This is a genomic window from Variovorax boronicumulans, from assembly GCF_029892485.1.
Taxonomy (GTDB): domain Bacteria; phylum Pseudomonadota; class Gammaproteobacteria; order Burkholderiales; family Burkholderiaceae_C; genus Variovorax; species Variovorax boronicumulans_B.
On record NZ_JARXVG010000004.1, the window covers coordinates 112,541 to 125,940 of the forward strand.

At 66.4% G+C, this 13,400-nt stretch carries 16 protein-coding genes and 1 pseudogene; 3 read left to right on the plus strand and 14 right to left on the minus strand.

The features are described 5' to 3' along the window. Window positions 1–123: 123 nt before the first annotated feature. Window positions 124–1,305: an ABC transporter substrate-binding protein gene (locus tag M2282_RS11000; protein WP_280808830.1), complete on the minus strand. Its 1,182-nt coding sequence runs from the start codon at window positions 1,303–1,305 to the stop codon at window positions 124–126. 186 nt (window positions 1,306–1,491) lie between these two features. On the opposite strand from M2282_RS11000, the pseudogene M2282_RS11005 reads away from it, so the two are divergent. Continuing rightward, a pseudogene (locus tag M2282_RS11005) lies at window positions 1,492–1,830 on the plus strand (GDSL-type esterase/lipase family protein); the annotation flags it as partial. A gap of 65 nt (window positions 1,831–1,895) precedes the next feature. After that, on the plus strand, window positions 1,896–2,102 hold the full coding sequence (locus M2282_RS11010) for a hypothetical protein (protein ID WP_280808831.1): 207 nt from the start codon (window positions 1,896–1,898) through the stop codon (window positions 2,100–2,102). 18 nt (window positions 2,103–2,120) lie between these two features. On the opposite strand, the gene M2282_RS11015 is transcribed toward M2282_RS11010, so the two are convergent. From M2282_RS11015 to M2282_RS11025, 3 genes are read right to left on the minus strand one after another with little or no spacing between them, the layout of a single operon-like run. After that, window positions 2,121–2,471 (minus strand): hypothetical protein, encoded by a 351-nt coding sequence (locus tag M2282_RS11015; protein WP_280808832.1) that lies wholly within the window; start codon window positions 2,469–2,471, stop codon window positions 2,121–2,123. Further along, the gene (locus M2282_RS11020) at window positions 2,468–3,064 is read right to left on the minus strand and encodes a cob(I)yrinic acid a,c-diamide adenosyltransferase (RefSeq protein WP_280808833.1); all 597 of its coding nucleotides are present in this window, start codon (window positions 3,062–3,064) and stop codon (window positions 2,468–2,470) included. The genes M2282_RS11015 and M2282_RS11020 overlap by 4 nt, the downstream gene beginning before the upstream one ends. A gap of 16 nt (window positions 3,065–3,080) precedes the next feature. Further along, window positions 3,081–3,581: a DinB family protein gene (locus M2282_RS11025; RefSeq protein WP_280808834.1), complete on the minus strand. Its 501-nt coding sequence runs from the start codon at window positions 3,579–3,581 to the stop codon at window positions 3,081–3,083. A gap of 74 nt (window positions 3,582–3,655) precedes the next feature. Between M2282_RS11025 and M2282_RS11030 the strand changes: the two genes are divergently transcribed. Beyond that, a complete protein-coding gene (locus M2282_RS11030; protein ID WP_280808835.1) occupies window positions 3,656–5,080 on the plus strand; it encodes an FAD-binding oxidoreductase in 1,425 nt (474 codons plus the stop codon). Window positions 5,081–5,158: 78 nt separating this feature from the next. Here the strand turns inward: M2282_RS11030 and M2282_RS11035 are convergent, their stop codons facing one another. The 10 genes from M2282_RS11035 to M2282_RS11080 all read right to left on the minus strand — a co-directional run bounded on the left by M2282_RS11035 (window position 5,159) and on the right by M2282_RS11080 (window position 13,367). Beyond that, window positions 5,159–6,052, minus strand: coding sequence for a CsgG/HfaB family protein (locus M2282_RS11035; protein WP_280808836.1), 894 nt, complete (start codon window positions 6,050–6,052; stop codon window positions 5,159–5,161). 109 nt (window positions 6,053–6,161) lie between these two features. Further along, window positions 6,162–7,103 carry a ParB/RepB/Spo0J family partition protein gene (locus M2282_RS11040; protein WP_280808837.1) on the minus strand — a complete coding sequence of 314 codons (942 nt, stop codon included), beginning with the start codon at window positions 7,101–7,103 and terminating at the stop codon, window positions 6,162–6,164. Continuing rightward, window positions 7,103–7,648: an RBBP9/YdeN family alpha/beta hydrolase gene (locus M2282_RS11045; protein WP_280808838.1), complete on the minus strand. Its 546-nt coding sequence runs from the start codon at window positions 7,646–7,648 to the stop codon at window positions 7,103–7,105. The genes M2282_RS11040 and M2282_RS11045 overlap by 1 nt, the downstream gene beginning before the upstream one ends. A gap of 42 nt (window positions 7,649–7,690) precedes the next feature. Beyond that, window positions 7,691–8,605, minus strand: coding sequence for a ParA family protein (locus M2282_RS11050; RefSeq protein WP_280808839.1), 915 nt, complete (start codon window positions 8,603–8,605; stop codon window positions 7,691–7,693). An 18-nt stretch (window positions 8,606–8,623) separates the two neighbouring features. Beyond that, the gene (locus tag M2282_RS11055; RefSeq protein ID WP_280809179.1) at window positions 8,624–9,238 is read right to left on the minus strand and encodes a LysE family transporter; all 615 of its coding nucleotides are present in this window, start codon (window positions 9,236–9,238) and stop codon (window positions 8,624–8,626) included. A 122-nt stretch (window positions 9,239–9,360) separates the two neighbouring features. Then, a complete protein-coding gene (rsmG, locus tag M2282_RS11060; RefSeq protein ID WP_280808840.1) occupies window positions 9,361–10,005 on the minus strand; it encodes a 16S rRNA (guanine(527)-N(7))-methyltransferase RsmG in 645 nt (214 codons plus the stop codon). Further along, on the minus strand, window positions 10,002–11,960 hold the full coding sequence (mnmG, locus tag M2282_RS11065; protein ID WP_280808841.1) for a tRNA uridine-5-carboxymethylaminomethyl(34) synthesis enzyme MnmG: 1,959 nt from the start codon (window positions 11,958–11,960) through the stop codon (window positions 10,002–10,004). The genes rsmG and mnmG overlap by 4 nt, the downstream gene beginning before the upstream one ends. 176 nt (window positions 11,961–12,136) lie before the next feature. Continuing rightward, window positions 12,137–13,024 (minus strand): transglutaminase-like domain-containing protein, encoded by an 888-nt coding sequence (locus tag M2282_RS11070; protein WP_280808842.1) that lies wholly within the window; start codon window positions 13,022–13,024, stop codon window positions 12,137–12,139. Between the two features lie 11 nt (window positions 13,025–13,035). Next, a complete protein-coding gene (locus tag M2282_RS11075; protein WP_280808843.1) occupies window positions 13,036–13,182 on the minus strand; it encodes a hypothetical protein in 147 nt (48 codons plus the stop codon). Then, entirely contained in the window at window positions 13,182–13,367 is a 186-nt protein-coding gene (locus M2282_RS11080; RefSeq protein ID WP_013538518.1) for a DUF1328 family protein, read from the minus strand. The genes M2282_RS11075 and M2282_RS11080 overlap by 1 nt, the downstream gene beginning before the upstream one ends. Between the last annotated feature and the right edge of the window lie 33 nt (window positions 13,368–13,400).

A 13,400-nucleotide genomic window follows, 5' to 3' on the forward strand; every position in this document is an offset into this window, starting at 1 on the left:
TTGCGGGAGAGGGTTGGGGTGAGGGTGCGGCGGCGATTGCGAAGGCCAGTTGTTCGTCGAAGGCCCAATCCCTCACCCTGGCCCTCTCCCGCAAGCGGGAGAGGGAACAACGCGGGAGGCCACTCATTTCGAAGACGCCACAGCCGCCTTCTCGTCGATCTGCGCCCACTTGCCGTCCTTCACCACCAGGTTCACGCTCTTCACGCCGATCACGCGGCGCGTCTGCGCGTCGAAGCTGGCCTTGCCGAAGATGACGCTGGGCACGTCCTTGATCTTGTAGAACGCATCGCGCACGGCCTTGCGGTCGGCCTTCGGGCCAGCCTGGCGCAGCGCGGCGGCTGCGTACACCACGGCGTCGTAGGCATAGGCGTTGAAGGCGTCGGGTTCCTTGCTGTACTTGGTACGGAAGCTCTTCACGAACTCCTGCACCTCGGCGCGCGGCTCCTCGGGGAAGAAGGCGGTGTTGGTGTGGATGCCATTCACGGCCGCGCCGCCGAGCTCGATGAACTTCGGCGAATACACGGAACCCACCGCCGCGATCGGCTGCTTCAGTCCCACGCTGCGCACCTGGCCGGCGATGAGCGCACCGTCGGGGTAGTAGGAGATCAGCACCAGTCCGTCGGGGTTGGCGTCGCGCACGCGCACCAGCGTCGAGCGGAAGTCTTTCTCATCGGGCTGGTAGCCCTCGGCGATGGCGAGCTGCGCGCCGCGTTCCTGCGCGGCCTTCACGAGCACATCCTTGCTGGTGCGGCCCCAGTCGGTGTTGAGGTAGAGCACCGCGATGCGCTTGAAGCCCAGCGTCTTCACCGCGAGGTCGGCAAGCAGCGGCTGCGCATCGGCCTGGCTGATCGACGGGCTCCAGATGTAGTCGCCGCCCTTGGTGAAGTCGGGATGCGAATTGGTGAAACCCAGTTGCACCAGCCCCGCTCGCTGGTAGATCGGCGAGGCGGCCATCGAGGCGGGGCTCGAGAAATCGCCGAGCTCGATGAGCACGCGCTTGTCGTTCACCAGCTTCTGCGCGATGGCCACCGACTGGCGTGGATCGCTCTGGCTGTCCTCGAAGTTGTAGGCGAGCGGCCGGCCGTGGATGCCGCCCTGCGCATTGATGTGGTCGAGCGCAAGGTCGAAGCCCGCCTTCCACTGCGCACCGTACTGCGCGTTCTGCCCGGTGAGCGGGCCGCTCACGCCGAACCACACCGGCTCGCCGGTGGCCGGCGCAGCAAGCGCTGCGAAGGGCGTCGCCAGGAGCACGGCGGAGAGTGCGACCACATGGCGCAGGAAGCGATGGCGATTGAGCAGCGGCATGGTGTTGTACCCCGGTGATGAAAGAGCGTGCAGGGCAACGATTCTTCGCCGCGTCCCCTGACCGGGGAACGAACAAAAACGGGGAGGCTTATGCGCTTTCCGAGCAAGCGAGGGGTCAATGCCGGCGGGCGCGCCGCCCGCGTTTAAGCTGCGCGCTCCATGAAACGACGACACCTCCTCCAACTGATGTGCGGCGTGCCCGCCGCGGTCGCGCTGGCTGCCTGCGGCAAGCGCAAGCCTTCCGCCGCCGCGCTGAAATCCGATGCTCGCGTGCTGGCGATCGGCGACAGCCTCACCTTCGGCTACGGCGCGCCGCCCGACGCTTCATGGCCCGTGAAGCTGGGCGAGATCACCGGCTGGCAGATCGAGAACGCGGGTGTCAACGGCGATACCTCGGCCGGCGCGTTGCAGCGCCTGCCGTCGCTGCTGGCGGCGGGCAGCTACGACGCGATCCTGATCGGCATCGGCGGCAACGACATGCTGCGCGGCGTGTCGGCATCGGCCACGCGCGACAACATCGCGACGCTCGTGAGCCAGGCGCGCGAACACACGCCGTATGTGGCGCTGCTGGCGACGCCGCGCCCGACGCGATGCGCGCGGTCGTTGGCTCGCTCAGCGATGCGCCCTTCTACGAGGAGGTCGCTAAGTCGGGGCAGGCGCTGCTCGTGGCCAATGTGTATTCGGGCGTGCTGTCGGATGCGTCGCTGCGCTCGGACCGCATCCACGCCAATGCACAGGGCTACGCGAAGGTCGCGCAGCAGCTGGCGGACCAGTTCAAGGCTGCGGGCTGGCGTTGAGGCCCAGGCGGCAAGCCGTCAGGGCGCGCTGCCCTGCGGCCCCACAGGCGGCGGCGCGGCACGTCCGCTGGAGCCGGGCGCGAGCTTGCGGCCGAAGGCCTCGCCAACGTTGCGCACCGGCCGGCTGGCGCGGGCCGACACGTTGTTCACGCCGCGCCGCGTGGCGCTGTCGGCGCGGTCGATGCCACGGCCTGCGGCGTTGGTGCCGCGCTGCACGCCGCTCACCACCTTGCTGTCGCGCGGCGGCGCCTTGAGCGTGTGGGCGCGCTGTGCCTTGGGCGGGTTGTCGGCGCTCTGCGCGTGAACCGCGGCAGTGGGCAGCAGGAGGAGCGCTGCTGCAAGCGCAAAGGTGTGCGTGGGCATCTTCATGACGGGCTTCCTTCTTGGTCGTTGGCATCGGCGGCTGCGGCACGCGCCATGCGCTCGCTCTTCCAGTACACGTCGTCGCCGCCGTCCATGCGGTTGAGCACACGCGCGAGCACGAAGAGCAGGTCACTGAGCCGATTGAGGTACTGGCGCAATGCGTCGTTGAGTTCCGCGGTGGCACCGAGCGCCACCACTGCGCGCTCGGCCCGCCGCGCCACGGTGCGGCACACGTGCGCGAGCGAGGCGGCGCGCGTGCCGGCCGGCAGGATGAATTCGGCCAGGCGCGGCAAGGCGGCGTTGTGGTCGGCCAGCGCGTTGTCCAGCTGCAGCAGCGCCTCGGGCTTGAGCAGCGTGAAACCCGGCATCGAGAGTTCGCCGCCCAGGTTGAAGAGCTGGTGCTGCACGTCGACCAGCAGCTCGCGCACGGCCTCGGGCATGGGCTCGCAGAGCAGCACGCCGATCTGCGAATTGAGCTCGTCCACGTCGCCCATCGCATGCACGCGCAGATGGTCCTTGGGCACGCGGGTGTTGTCGCCGAGGCCGGTGGTGCCGTCGTCGCCGGTGCGGGTGGCGATCTGGGAAAGTCGGTTGCCCATGGGCGCTCCTGTTTGTTTATGCCGCAACGGTCGATGCGTCGATCTTGCCGGCCAGCCATTGCAGGCCTGCAAGATGCTGCTGGTCGTGGCTGCAGAGGTAGTGGACGAGGCTGCGCATCGTGAGCGGGCCGTAGCCCTCGAACACGGCCGTGCGCGCGAGTTGCGCATCGGTGAGCGACGAGACGATCTCCATCGTCTGCACGCGTGCGAGGCGGAAATCGGCCAGCACCTGCTTCGCGTCGGCAGCGCCGTAGTTGCGCTCGATGGCGAGCGGTTCACTGTCGATCGAGGCCAGCGTCGGGCGGCTCTCGGCGAGCGTGCGCCGAAAGCGCACGTGGTAGCCCTCGATCTCGATGTCCCGCACATGGCACAGCTGCTCGATGGCGGTGAAGGCCTCGCTGGGCACACCCTCCCACGAAGGCGGCGCCCAGTGCCTGAAAGCCTCGGGAATGGCCGCGTAGTGGGCCTCCAGTTGCGAGGGGAAGGCCGCGAGGGCACTGAGGGTCGTGGGGTTCATCATTTTTTCCGAAGCGCATTATGGTGCTCGCTCCGTAAAATGGCCGATCCCCCTCACCCGTCAGGAGACTCCCGATGAACGCCCCCACCCAAACCTCGCACCTGATGCCGGCGCTTCATCTGCGCGACGTCCCCGCCAGCCTGATCGACGGGCTGAAGGCGCGCTTCGGCGCCAACTGTTCCACGGCGATGGCGGTGCGCACCCAGCACGGGCGCGACGAATCCTCGTTCGATGCGCCGCCGCCCTCGGCCGTGGTGTTCGCCGAGAGCACGCAGGATGTGGCCGATGCGGTCAAGCTCGCAGGCGAGCACAGCGTGCCGGTCATTCCCTTCGGCGTCGGCTCCTCGCTCGAAGGCCACCTGCTGGCGGTGCAGGGCGGCATCAGCATCGACGTGTCGCGCATGAACAAGGTGCTGTCGATCAACGCCGACGACCTCACGGTGACGGTGCAGCCGGGCGTCACGCGCAAGCAGCTCAACGAAGAGATCAAGAGCACGGGCCTGTTCTTTCCCATCGACCCGGGCGCGGACGCCTCCATCGGCGGCATGACGGCCACGCGAGCGAGCGGCACGAACGCGGTGCGCTACGGCACGATGCGCGAGAACGTGCTGGCGCTCGAAGTGGTGACGGCTGCGGGTGAAGTCATCCGCACCGGCACGCGCGCGAAGAAGTCGTCCGCAGGCTACGACCTCACGCGCCTGATGGTGGGCAGCGAGGGCACGCTGGGCGTGGTCACCGAAGTCACGCTGCGCATCTACCCGCTGCCTGAGGCCGTGTCGGCCGCGATCTGCTCGTTCCCGAGCATCGAGGCCGCGGTGCGCACCACCATCGAGACGATCCAGCTCGGCGTGCCGATCGCGCGCGTGGAACTGATCGACGTGAACACGGTGCGCATGGTGAACGCCTACGCCAAGCTGAACCTGCGCGAAGAGCCGATGCTGCTGATGGAATTCCACGGCTCGCCGGCCGGCGTGAAGGAACAGGCCGAGACGGTGCAGGAGCTCGCGAGCGGCCACGGCGGCAATGCCTTCGAATGGGCCAGCACGCCGGAAGAACGCACGCGGCTGTGGACCGCGCGGCACAACAGCTACTTTGCGGCGGTGCAGTCGCGCCCGGGCTGCCGCGTGATTTCCACCGACACCTGCGTGCCGATCTCGCGCCTGGCCGATTGCCTGCTCGATTCGGTGGCCGAGGCGGATGCGAGCGGCATCCCCTACTTCCTCGTCGGCCACGTGGGCGACGGCAATTTCCACTTCGGCTACCTGCTCGACCCGAACATTCCCGAAGAGCGCGTGAAAGCCGAAGAACTCAACCACAAGCTGGTGACGCGCGCGCTGGCGCTCGAAGGCACCTGCACCGGCGAGCACGGCGTGGGGCTGCACAAGATGGACTTCCTGGTGACCGAGGCAGGCGTCGGCGCGATCGACATGATGCGTACGATCAAGCGCGCGCTCGATCCGAAGAACATCATGAATCCGGGGAAGATCTTCAGCCTCTGATTCGTCTGCGTCACATGCAAAAAAGCCCGGCGGCTCGCGAGAGCGCCGGGCTTTTTCGTGGCGCGAAGGCCAGCGTTTTTACTTGCGGCGACGTGCCGGTGCCTGCTCCGGCGGCACGTAGGTTTGCGAAGGCGCCGCACCGCCGTCCACGCCGAGTCGGCCGCCACCGCCGAGGCCCTGGCCGCGCACGGTCTGCGCCTTGTAGTTGCGCAGCGACCGGACCATCTGGTTGAAGGCGTCCATGAACGCGGCGGCAATCACCTTGCCCTGTGCCGTGTTGGTGTAGCCACCCAGGCCACCGGCGCCGCTGCGGCCGGCCAGGCCGCCAAAGGCGCCGAAGTCGGTCTTGGAGGCGCTGCCTTCGGAGGCCGCGACCTGCACGCCCGAGCGGTTGTCGATGAGGGTCAGCAGCGCGCTGGCTTCCTTGGTCTGCAGGCTGCCACCGACGGCTGCGAGCGCACGGCCACGGCCGCCACCCACGAGGCCGCCGAGGGCACCGCCGATGCCGCCGGCATCGCTGTTGCTGAACACGATCTCGGGCGACAGGCCGTAGTCGGATGCGACCATCTGGCCGCGGCCGAAATTGCTGCCGCCACGCATTTCCCCCGACTGCTGCAGCGCGCGTTCGCGCGTCATGGCGTTCATGCCAGCTGCGCCGCGTTCGACCACGACGAAGCAGTTCGACTGCTGCACCAGCAAACGCAACAGGTTTGCAGTAGGCGGCAGGCGATATTCGCCGGTGAGGATGGTGTACCAGCCCGAGTTGACGTTCTCGATCAGCGAGACCGTGCCGAGCGGCGATTCGCAGCGCTCGAGCTGGCTGCTCTCGCCGGCGGTGGACGAACCGGCGGCGCTGCCGGTGGCCATGGTTTTGGCCGACTGGCTGCCCATCTGCATGTCGGTGGTCGCGCAGCCGGTGAGGAGAAGGGCACCCACGGCGATGGCCGCGAGCGGGAATTTGGTGAACGTCATGACAGGACTCCCTCTGTTTTCAGATCTGGGGTGGAAAAACCAGCGGTCGAGGATACGCGCAAAGGATTACAGGAATCAATCGAACGAATGACCCATGCCGATTTCAAAACTAGGCCGTTCGACGGATGCGCTCGATCAATCCGTTGAGCGCTTCGATGGAGCCGAAATGGATCGCCAGTTCGCCGCTTTCGCCGCGCTTCGTGCGCTTCTTGATCCGCACCTCGACCTCGGCGGTGAGCAGGTCGGCCAGCTCTTCTTCCACGCGCTGCAGGTCGCGCGACTTCTCGCCGGCGTTGCCGCGGCGGGATGGCGTGAGGGTGAATTCGGCCGCCAGCTTCTTCACCAGCGCCTCGGCTTCGCGCACCGACATCTTCTTGGCGGCGATCTGGTTGGCCGCCGTGATCTGCGTGCCGCGGTCCAGTGAGAGCAACGCACGGGCGTGGCCCATGTCGATGTCGCCGGCCATCAGCATCAGCTGCGCGGGTTCGGCCAGGTTCAGCAGGCGCAACAGATTGCTGGCCGCGCTGCGCGAGCGGCCCACGGCCTGCGCCGCCATTTCGTGAGTGAGCCCAAACTCGGCGACCAGGCGTTGCAGGCCTTGGGCCTCTTCGAGCGGATTGAGGTCTTCGCGCTGGATGTTCTCGATCAGCGACATGGCCGCCGCGGCCTCGTTGGGCACGTCGCGCACCAGCACCGGCACGCTGTCCAGGCCCGCGAGCTTGGCGGCACGAAAGCGCCGTTCGCCCGCGATGATTTCGTACTCGGCGTTCTTGGCGGCGGCCGATTCGGCATCGAGCCGGCGCACCAGGATCGGCTGCATGATGCCCTGCACCTTGATGCTCTCGGCCAGCTCGTAGAGCGCGCCCTCGTCCATGCGCGTGCGCGGCTGGTACACGCCGGCCACCATCTGGTCGAGCATCAGCGTGGTCGGGTTCGGCGGCGCGCCGCCCTCTTCCGTGCCGGCACCGTTGTGATCGGCGGCAGGCGCGGCCGTCGGGCCGAGCAGCGCTTCGAGTCCGCGGCCGAGGCCCTTGGGTTTCTTGGTCGCCATCAGTTCTTGTCTTTCGAAATGTCGTTCAGGAGTTGCCGGCCTTCGGGCCAGTCGCCCAGGCCGGATTCGGCGTTCAGGTGACCGCCCTTGCCGGCATCGACGAAGCGTGCGCCCCAGTCGCTGGCCAGTTGCTGCGAGCGCGAGGCCTCGCAATACGGGTCGTCGTTGGCGGCGATGAGCACCGCCGGGAACGGCAGCGGCTGCCGCACGATCGGCGCCCAGCCGGGAATCAGTTGCCGCAGATCGTCGCGCTCCAGGTCGCCTGGCGCCACCAGCAATGCGCCGCGCACCCTGTGCGTGTTGCGCGAATGCGCGGCCCAGGCGGCGACGAGGATGCAGCCAAGGCTGTGCGCGGCAAAGGCCACCGGACCGGGAGCCGCCAGCACTTCTTCCTCGAGCCGTGCGGACCAGTCGCCGCGCAGCGGGCGCATCCATTCGTGCTGCTCGACGCGGCGATCGCCATGGATCGACTCCCAGAGGGTCTGCCAATGGCCGGGGCCGCTGTTCTGCCAACCCGGCAACAGCAGGATGCGGGAAACTGTCATTTGCTACGAACTTGATAGCGCCGTGCCGATTCGGGGCGGGCGTCAGAGGCTTTTTTCGGGGGTGGAGTCGGAGGCGGGCGCGGGCGCGAGCACATCCTCGGGAACGGCCAGGTCCGGCGCGATGCGCTCGACCGGCGCAATCGGCGGTGCGACGGCGCCGGAAGCGAATGCGCTCGCAGGCGGCAGCTTCTCGACCAGCTCCTGCGCAAAGGCAACGAATGCCTGGCTGCCCCGGGCGGCCGGATCGAACACCACGCCCGGCAGCCCGTAGCTCGGCGCCTCGGCCAGCCGCACGTTGCGCGGGATCACCGTATCGAACACCTTGTCGCCGAAGTGGGACTTGAGCTGCTCGCTCACCTGCTGCTGCAGCGTGATGCGCGGATCGAACATCACGCGCAGCAGGCCGATGATCTGCAGGTTCTTGTTGAGATTGGCGTGCACCTGCTTGATGGTGTTGACCAGGTCGGTCAGCCCTTCGAGCGCGAAGTACTCGCACTGCATCGGCACGATCACGCCATGGGCGGCGCACAGGCCGTTGAGCGTGAGCAGGCTCAGGCTCGGCGGGCAATCGATCAGCACGAAGTCGTATTCGGCACCGACGGCCGCCAATGCGGTGCGCAGGCGCTTTTCGCGGCGGTCGAGTGCGACCATTTCCACTTCTGCGCCGGCCAGTTCGCGGTTGGCACCCAGCACGTCGTAGCTGCAGCCGCCTTCGATCAGCTTGTCCGACTTGACGCGCGCCTCGGCCACCGAGGCCGATTCGAGCAGCACGTCGTACACCGTCAACTCCAGCTCGCGCTTGTCGATGCCCGAACCCATGGTCGCATTGCCTTGGGGATCGAGGTCGATCATCAGCACGCGCTGCCCCACCTTGGCCAAGCCTGCGGCAAGGTTGACGGTGGTGGTGGTCTTGCCGACGCCGCCCTTTTGGTTGGCAATACAGAAAATCTTGGCCATGTCAGTTCAGGGGATCGGTCAGCGCGAAATCGCGAGCTTGATGCCGAAGGCGATCAGGAAAACGCCAGCCAGCTTTTCGAGCGTGTCGGAGATGCGACGGTTGGCACGGATGCGCTCGGCGAGAAAGTGCGTGAGCAGCGTCGAGGTCAGGCCGTAGATGAAGGTCAGCGCAGCGATCGTCACCGCCATCGCACCGAAGGTGATCACCCCTTGATGCCGCGCCGGATCGACGAACAGCGGGAAGAACGCCATATAGAACACGATGGCCTTCGGGTTCAGCAGGGTGATCGTGAAGGCCTGACGGAAGAAATGCCTCGGCTTGATGTTGAGGATGGGCGCCGAGCCGGGCTTGGCGAGCAGCATCTTGATGCCGAGCCACGCCAGATACGCCGCACCCAGCCATTGCACCGCCTTGAAAGCCGTCGGGTAAGCAGCCAGAACTGCCGACACACCAGCCACCGCAGCCCACAACAGGCATTGGTCGCCAGCGATCAGGCCTGCCGTCGCTGCCAGTCCACCGCGGATTCCGCCTTTGCTGGTCGAGGTGATCAGCGCCAGGTTGCCCGGGCCGGGAATCAGGAGGAACAGGATGATGGCGACGACAAATGCGCCGTAGTCAGCGATGCCAAACATGGAATTTGCCTCGAAGAAGAGAGCCAAGGAGAGGCGTCGAGTCTAAGCGAGGCCGGCGCGCGGAGGGCCGTTCGGCCGCCGGCTTTTGCCGGCGGTGCCGTATCTTTTACGGGATCAGGCCGTCACTGAACCGCTTCTTTGCGCGCCCAGACGATGCAGCGCTCGGCATCGAGGCCCGGGACTGTCAGTTGTTCCACGTGAAACACAGCGACGCCGGAAGGCAGCGCAGCGAGTTCGGCGGCGGGCATCTTGCCTTTCATGGCGAGCCATACGCCGTCCGCTGCCAGCAAGTGCTTCGAGCCGTTGAAGAAATCCGGCAGCGAAGCGAAGGCCCGCGAGCTGATGACGTCGTAGCTGCCTTCCAGCAGTTCGACCCGCGCATGCAGCCCGCGGAGGTTGGGCAACTCCAACTCGACTGCCACTTGCTGGACAAAGGCCGCCTTCTTGGCAACGGCGTCCAGGCAACTCACGTCGATGTCCGGGCGCATGATCGCGATGATCACACCTGGCAATCCAGCACCCGAACCCACGTCCAACAGCCTGCCCTGCTCTGGGTACTGACGCTTCAACGGCGAGATGACGGCAAGACTGTCCAGCAGATGGTGCGTCATCACGCCAGCCGGATCGCGCACCGCGGTGAGGTTGTAGACCTTGTTCCACTTGAGCATCAGCGTGCGGTAGGCCAGCAGTTGCTCGCCTTGGCGGTCGGACAAGCTAACGCCCAGTGCGGCTGCGCCTTCGCGCAGCGTGTCGATCGGCGCGCTCATTCGGCCGACTGCGGCTCGGTGGCAGCTTCCGTCGCGGCGTCTCGGGCGAAGGCTTTGTGCCCGCCCTTGCGCAGATGGATCATCAAGAGCGAGATGGCTGCGGGCGTCACCCCTGAGATGCGCGAAGCCAGCCCCAAGGTTTCGGGCCGGTGCTTGTCCAGCTTCTGGCGCACTTCAAAACTCAACGCCTTGACCTGCCCGTAGTCGAAGTCGGCCGGCAGGCGCAGGTTTTCGAAATGGGCGGCGCGTTCTACTTCGTCGTGCTGACGCTCGATGTAGCCGGAGTACTTGGCCGAGATCTCGATCTGCTCGATCTCGGTTTCGGTCAGAGCGGAGGCCGCACTGTACTTTCCGCCATCCAGCGACATCAGCGTTTCGTAGTTCACATCGGGCCGGCGCAGCAGGTCGGCCAAGTTGTATTCATGCTCGATCGCCTTGCCCAGAACGCGCTCCGACTCGGCCGCCGGCAAGTTGCGCGGATTCACCCAGATCGACTTGAGCCGCTCTGTTTCACGTGAAACAGCATCACGCTTTCGGCTGAAAGCATCCCAGCGCGCATCGTCGACCAAGCCCAGCTTGCGCCCTGCCTCGGTCAGGCGCATGTCGGCGTTGTCCTCGCGCAGCTGCAGCCGGAACTCGGCGCGGCTGGTAAACATGCGGTACGGCTCGGTCACACCCTTGGTGATCAGGTCGTCGACCAGCACGCCCAGGTAGGCTTCGTCGCGGCGCGGCAGCCAGGCATCCTCGCCGCGGCATTGCAGCGCGGCGTTGATGCCGGCGAACAAGCCTTGAGCCGCCGCCTCTTCGTAGCCGGTCGTGCCGTTGATCTGTCCGGCAAAGAACAAGCCCTTGACCGAGCGTGTCTCGAAGCTGCTCCTGAGTTCGCGCGGATCGAAGTAGTCGTACTCGATCGCGTAGCCTGGCCGCAGGATGTGCGCGTTCTCCAGCCCCGGCATCGAGCGCACCAGCTGGTATTGAATGTCGAACGGCAGACTGGTCGAGATCCCGTTCGGGTAGTACTCGTTGGTCGTCAGGCCTTCGGGCTCGAGAAAGATCTGGTGGCTTTCCTTGTCGGCAAAGCGGTTGATCTTGTCTTCGACGCTCGGGCAATAGCGCGGACCGACGCCGTCGATCTTCCCGGTGAACATCGGGCTGCGGTCGAAGCCGGAGCGAATGATGTCGTGCGTGCGCGCATTCGTGTGCGTGATCCAGCAAGCCATCTGGCGCGGATGCATGTCGGCGCGGCCCATGAAGCTGAACACCGGCATCGGCCCTGCCCCGCCGGGCATGCCGTCACCGGGCTGCTCGGTGCACTTTGAAAAGTCGATGCTGCGACCGTCCAGCCGCGGCGGCGTGCCGGTCTTGAGCCGCCCTTGCGGCAACTTCAGCTCTTTCAAGCGCGCCGACAGGCTGATCGCCGGCGGGTCGCCGGCACGTCCGGCCTGGTAGTTGTCGAGACCGACATGGATGCGGCCATCAAGGAAAGTGCCCGCAGTCAGCACCACGGTGCGTGCGCGGAAAGCAATGCCCACCTGCGTGACGGCGCCGACCACGCGATCGCCCTCCACCATCAGGTCGTCGACCGCTTGCTGGAACAGGCTCAGGTTCGGCTGGTTTTCCAGGCGATGGCGGATCGAGGCCTTATACAGCACGCGGTCGGCCTGGGCGCGGGTCGCGCGCACGGCCGGCCCCTTGCTCGAATTGAGAATCCGGAACTGGATGCCGGCTTCGTCGGTGGCAATCGCCATCGCACCGCCGAGTGCATCCACCTCTTTCACCAGGTGCCCCTTGCCGATGCCGCCGATCGACGGGTTGCAGCTCATCTGCCCCAGGGTCTCGATGTTGTGGGAGAGCAGCAGCGTCTTGGCGCCCATGCGCGCGGCGGCGAGCGCGGCTTCGGTGCCGGCATGGCCACCGCCGACGACGATCACATCGAATTCTTCGGGGTACAGCATTTGAAAGAGGGGCGCACTACTGAGACGCGTGCGCTGCGCAAAGGGGGCACCGATTTTAATCGGCGATGCCGCTTTGCGCCCGTTGTGTGGGCAAGCTGGAGGCCGATGCCAAATAGTCCAACAGTGCCCGTGGATGCTGGACGGAATGCTATCTATTTAATAGCAAACTATTGTTGTCAGGCGGTCGTTTCCGCGAGTTGCGTCACCGGCACGGGCTTCTCGATGCCAACCAGGGCGCCGCTGGGCGCAGGCGGAGCGGGTGGCGCAACGCTTTCGTCCTGCAGCTCGCGCACCACCAATTTCTTGTCCGTCATGCGCACCGCGCCGAAGATCGTGCAGAAGGCCACGTCCTTGGCATCGCGCCCCGTGCCCACGCGCACCAGCCGGTCGACCGGCGCCATGCGCGTCGGATCGAACAGCACCCACTGCCCGCCGAGCCAGGCTTCGAACACGGCGTGGAAGTCTTGCGGCGGCTCGTCGAACCACACGTAGCCCACCACCAGCCGCGCCGGAATGTTCAGCGCGCGGCAGAAGGTGATGCCCAGGTGCGCGAAGTCGCGGCACACGCCCGCGCGTTCCACGAACACTTCGCGTGCGGTGGTGGTCGAGTTGGTGCTGCCGGGCTCGTAGGCAATGCTTTCGTGGATCCAGTCGACGATGGCCTGCACACGACCGATGCCCGGCGGCAGTTCGCCGAAGAGCTGCTGCGCGCAGCGCGACATCAGGTCCGACTCGCAGTAGCGCGTCGGCATCATGTAGTGCAGCACCTCGTCGGGCACTTCGCTGACCGGCACCTCGCGCAGATCCGCAGGCACATGGACATGCGAGCGCTGCACCGTCGCCTTGTAGCCGATCTTCAGCGGCCCCGGCTTCGCGTCGAAGCGGATGAAGCGATTGCCGCTGCCCTCGTCGCAGAACACCTGCATCTCGGTCGGCGGCTCGATGGTCAGCGTCTCGTCCACCACGGCCTGCGCACCGGAGCGTGCCGCCTCGATGTTGAGCAGCATGTGCGCGGGCGCCGTCACTTCGTAGTCGAGTTGCGCGTCGATATGGGAGATGTGCATGGGGAATTTCTTCAGGCCCGTCGTCGCCGCGAGCGGTGTTCAGGCAATTGCCAGTGCGCCTGCGTCACGAGCAGCACCCGCATCACGCGGTGCGCGGGGCTCTGCAACAGCGTGTCGAGCGACCGCGCCTGCGGCCACTTCGTCTTCAGACGCTGCATCAGTCCAGCGCCTTCTTCACCGCGCCCACGCCCAGGGCCGCGAGCACCACGAACAGCACAGCCAGCACGAGGAACAGGCCGAACAGCAGCTTGGCAATACCGGCCGCTCCCGCAGCCACGCCGCCGAAGCCGAGCAAGCCCGCCACCAGGGAAATGACCGCAAAAATGATCGCGTACTTCAACATCCGAAACTCCTTGCAGCAGGCCTCGCCCACCGT

Coding starts and splice junctions, on each gene's coding strand:
- M2282_RS11070 (WP_280808842.1), bottom strand. CDS start 13,024: ATGCACATCTCCCATATCGACGCGCAACTCGACTACGAAGTGACGGCG.
- M2282_RS11000 (WP_280808830.1), bottom strand. CDS start 1,305: ATGCCGCTGCTCAATCGCCATCGCTTCCTGCGCCATGTGGTCGCACTC.
- M2282_RS11045 (WP_280808838.1), bottom strand. CDS start 7,648: ATGACAGTTTCCCGCATCCTGCTGTTGCCGGGTTGGCAGAACAGCGGC.
- rsmG (WP_280808840.1), bottom strand. CDS start 10,005: ATGAGCGCGCCGATCGACACGCTGCGCGAAGGCGCAGCCGCACTGGGC.
- M2282_RS11035 (WP_280808836.1), bottom strand. CDS start 6,052: ATGACGTTCACCAAATTCCCGCTCGCGGCCATCGCCGTGGGTGCCCTT.
- M2282_RS11040 (WP_280808837.1), bottom strand. CDS start 7,103: ATGGCGACCAAGAAACCCAAGGGCCTCGGCCGCGGACTCGAAGCGCTG.
- M2282_RS11010 (WP_280808831.1), top strand. CDS start 1,896: ATGCGCGCGGTCGTTGGCTCGCTCAGCGATGCGCCCTTCTACGAGGAG.
- mnmG (WP_280808841.1), bottom strand. CDS start 11,960: ATGCTGTACCCCGAAGAATTCGATGTGATCGTCGTCGGCGGTGGCCAT.
- M2282_RS11050 (WP_280808839.1), bottom strand. CDS start 8,605: ATGGCCAAGATTTTCTGTATTGCCAACCAAAAGGGCGGCGTCGGCAAG.
- M2282_RS11055 (WP_280809179.1), bottom strand. CDS start 9,238: ATGTTTGGCATCGCTGACTACGGCGCATTTGTCGTCGCCATCATCCTG.
- M2282_RS11080 (WP_013538518.1), bottom strand. CDS start 13,367: ATGTTGAAGTACGCGATCATTTTTGCGGTCATTTCCCTGGTGGCGGGC.
- M2282_RS11015 (WP_280808832.1), bottom strand. CDS start 2,471: ATGAAGATGCCCACGCACACCTTTGCGCTTGCAGCAGCGCTCCTCCTG.
- M2282_RS11075 (WP_280808843.1), bottom strand. CDS start 13,182: ATGCAGCGTCTGAAGACGAAGTGGCCGCAGGCGCGGTCGCTCGACACG.
- M2282_RS11025 (WP_280808834.1), bottom strand. CDS start 3,581: ATGAACCCCACGACCCTCAGTGCCCTCGCGGCCTTCCCCTCGCAACTG.
- M2282_RS11030 (WP_280808835.1), top strand. CDS start 3,656: ATGAACGCCCCCACCCAAACCTCGCACCTGATGCCGGCGCTTCATCTG.
- M2282_RS11020 (WP_280808833.1), bottom strand. CDS start 3,064: ATGGGCAACCGACTTTCCCAGATCGCCACCCGCACCGGCGACGACGGC.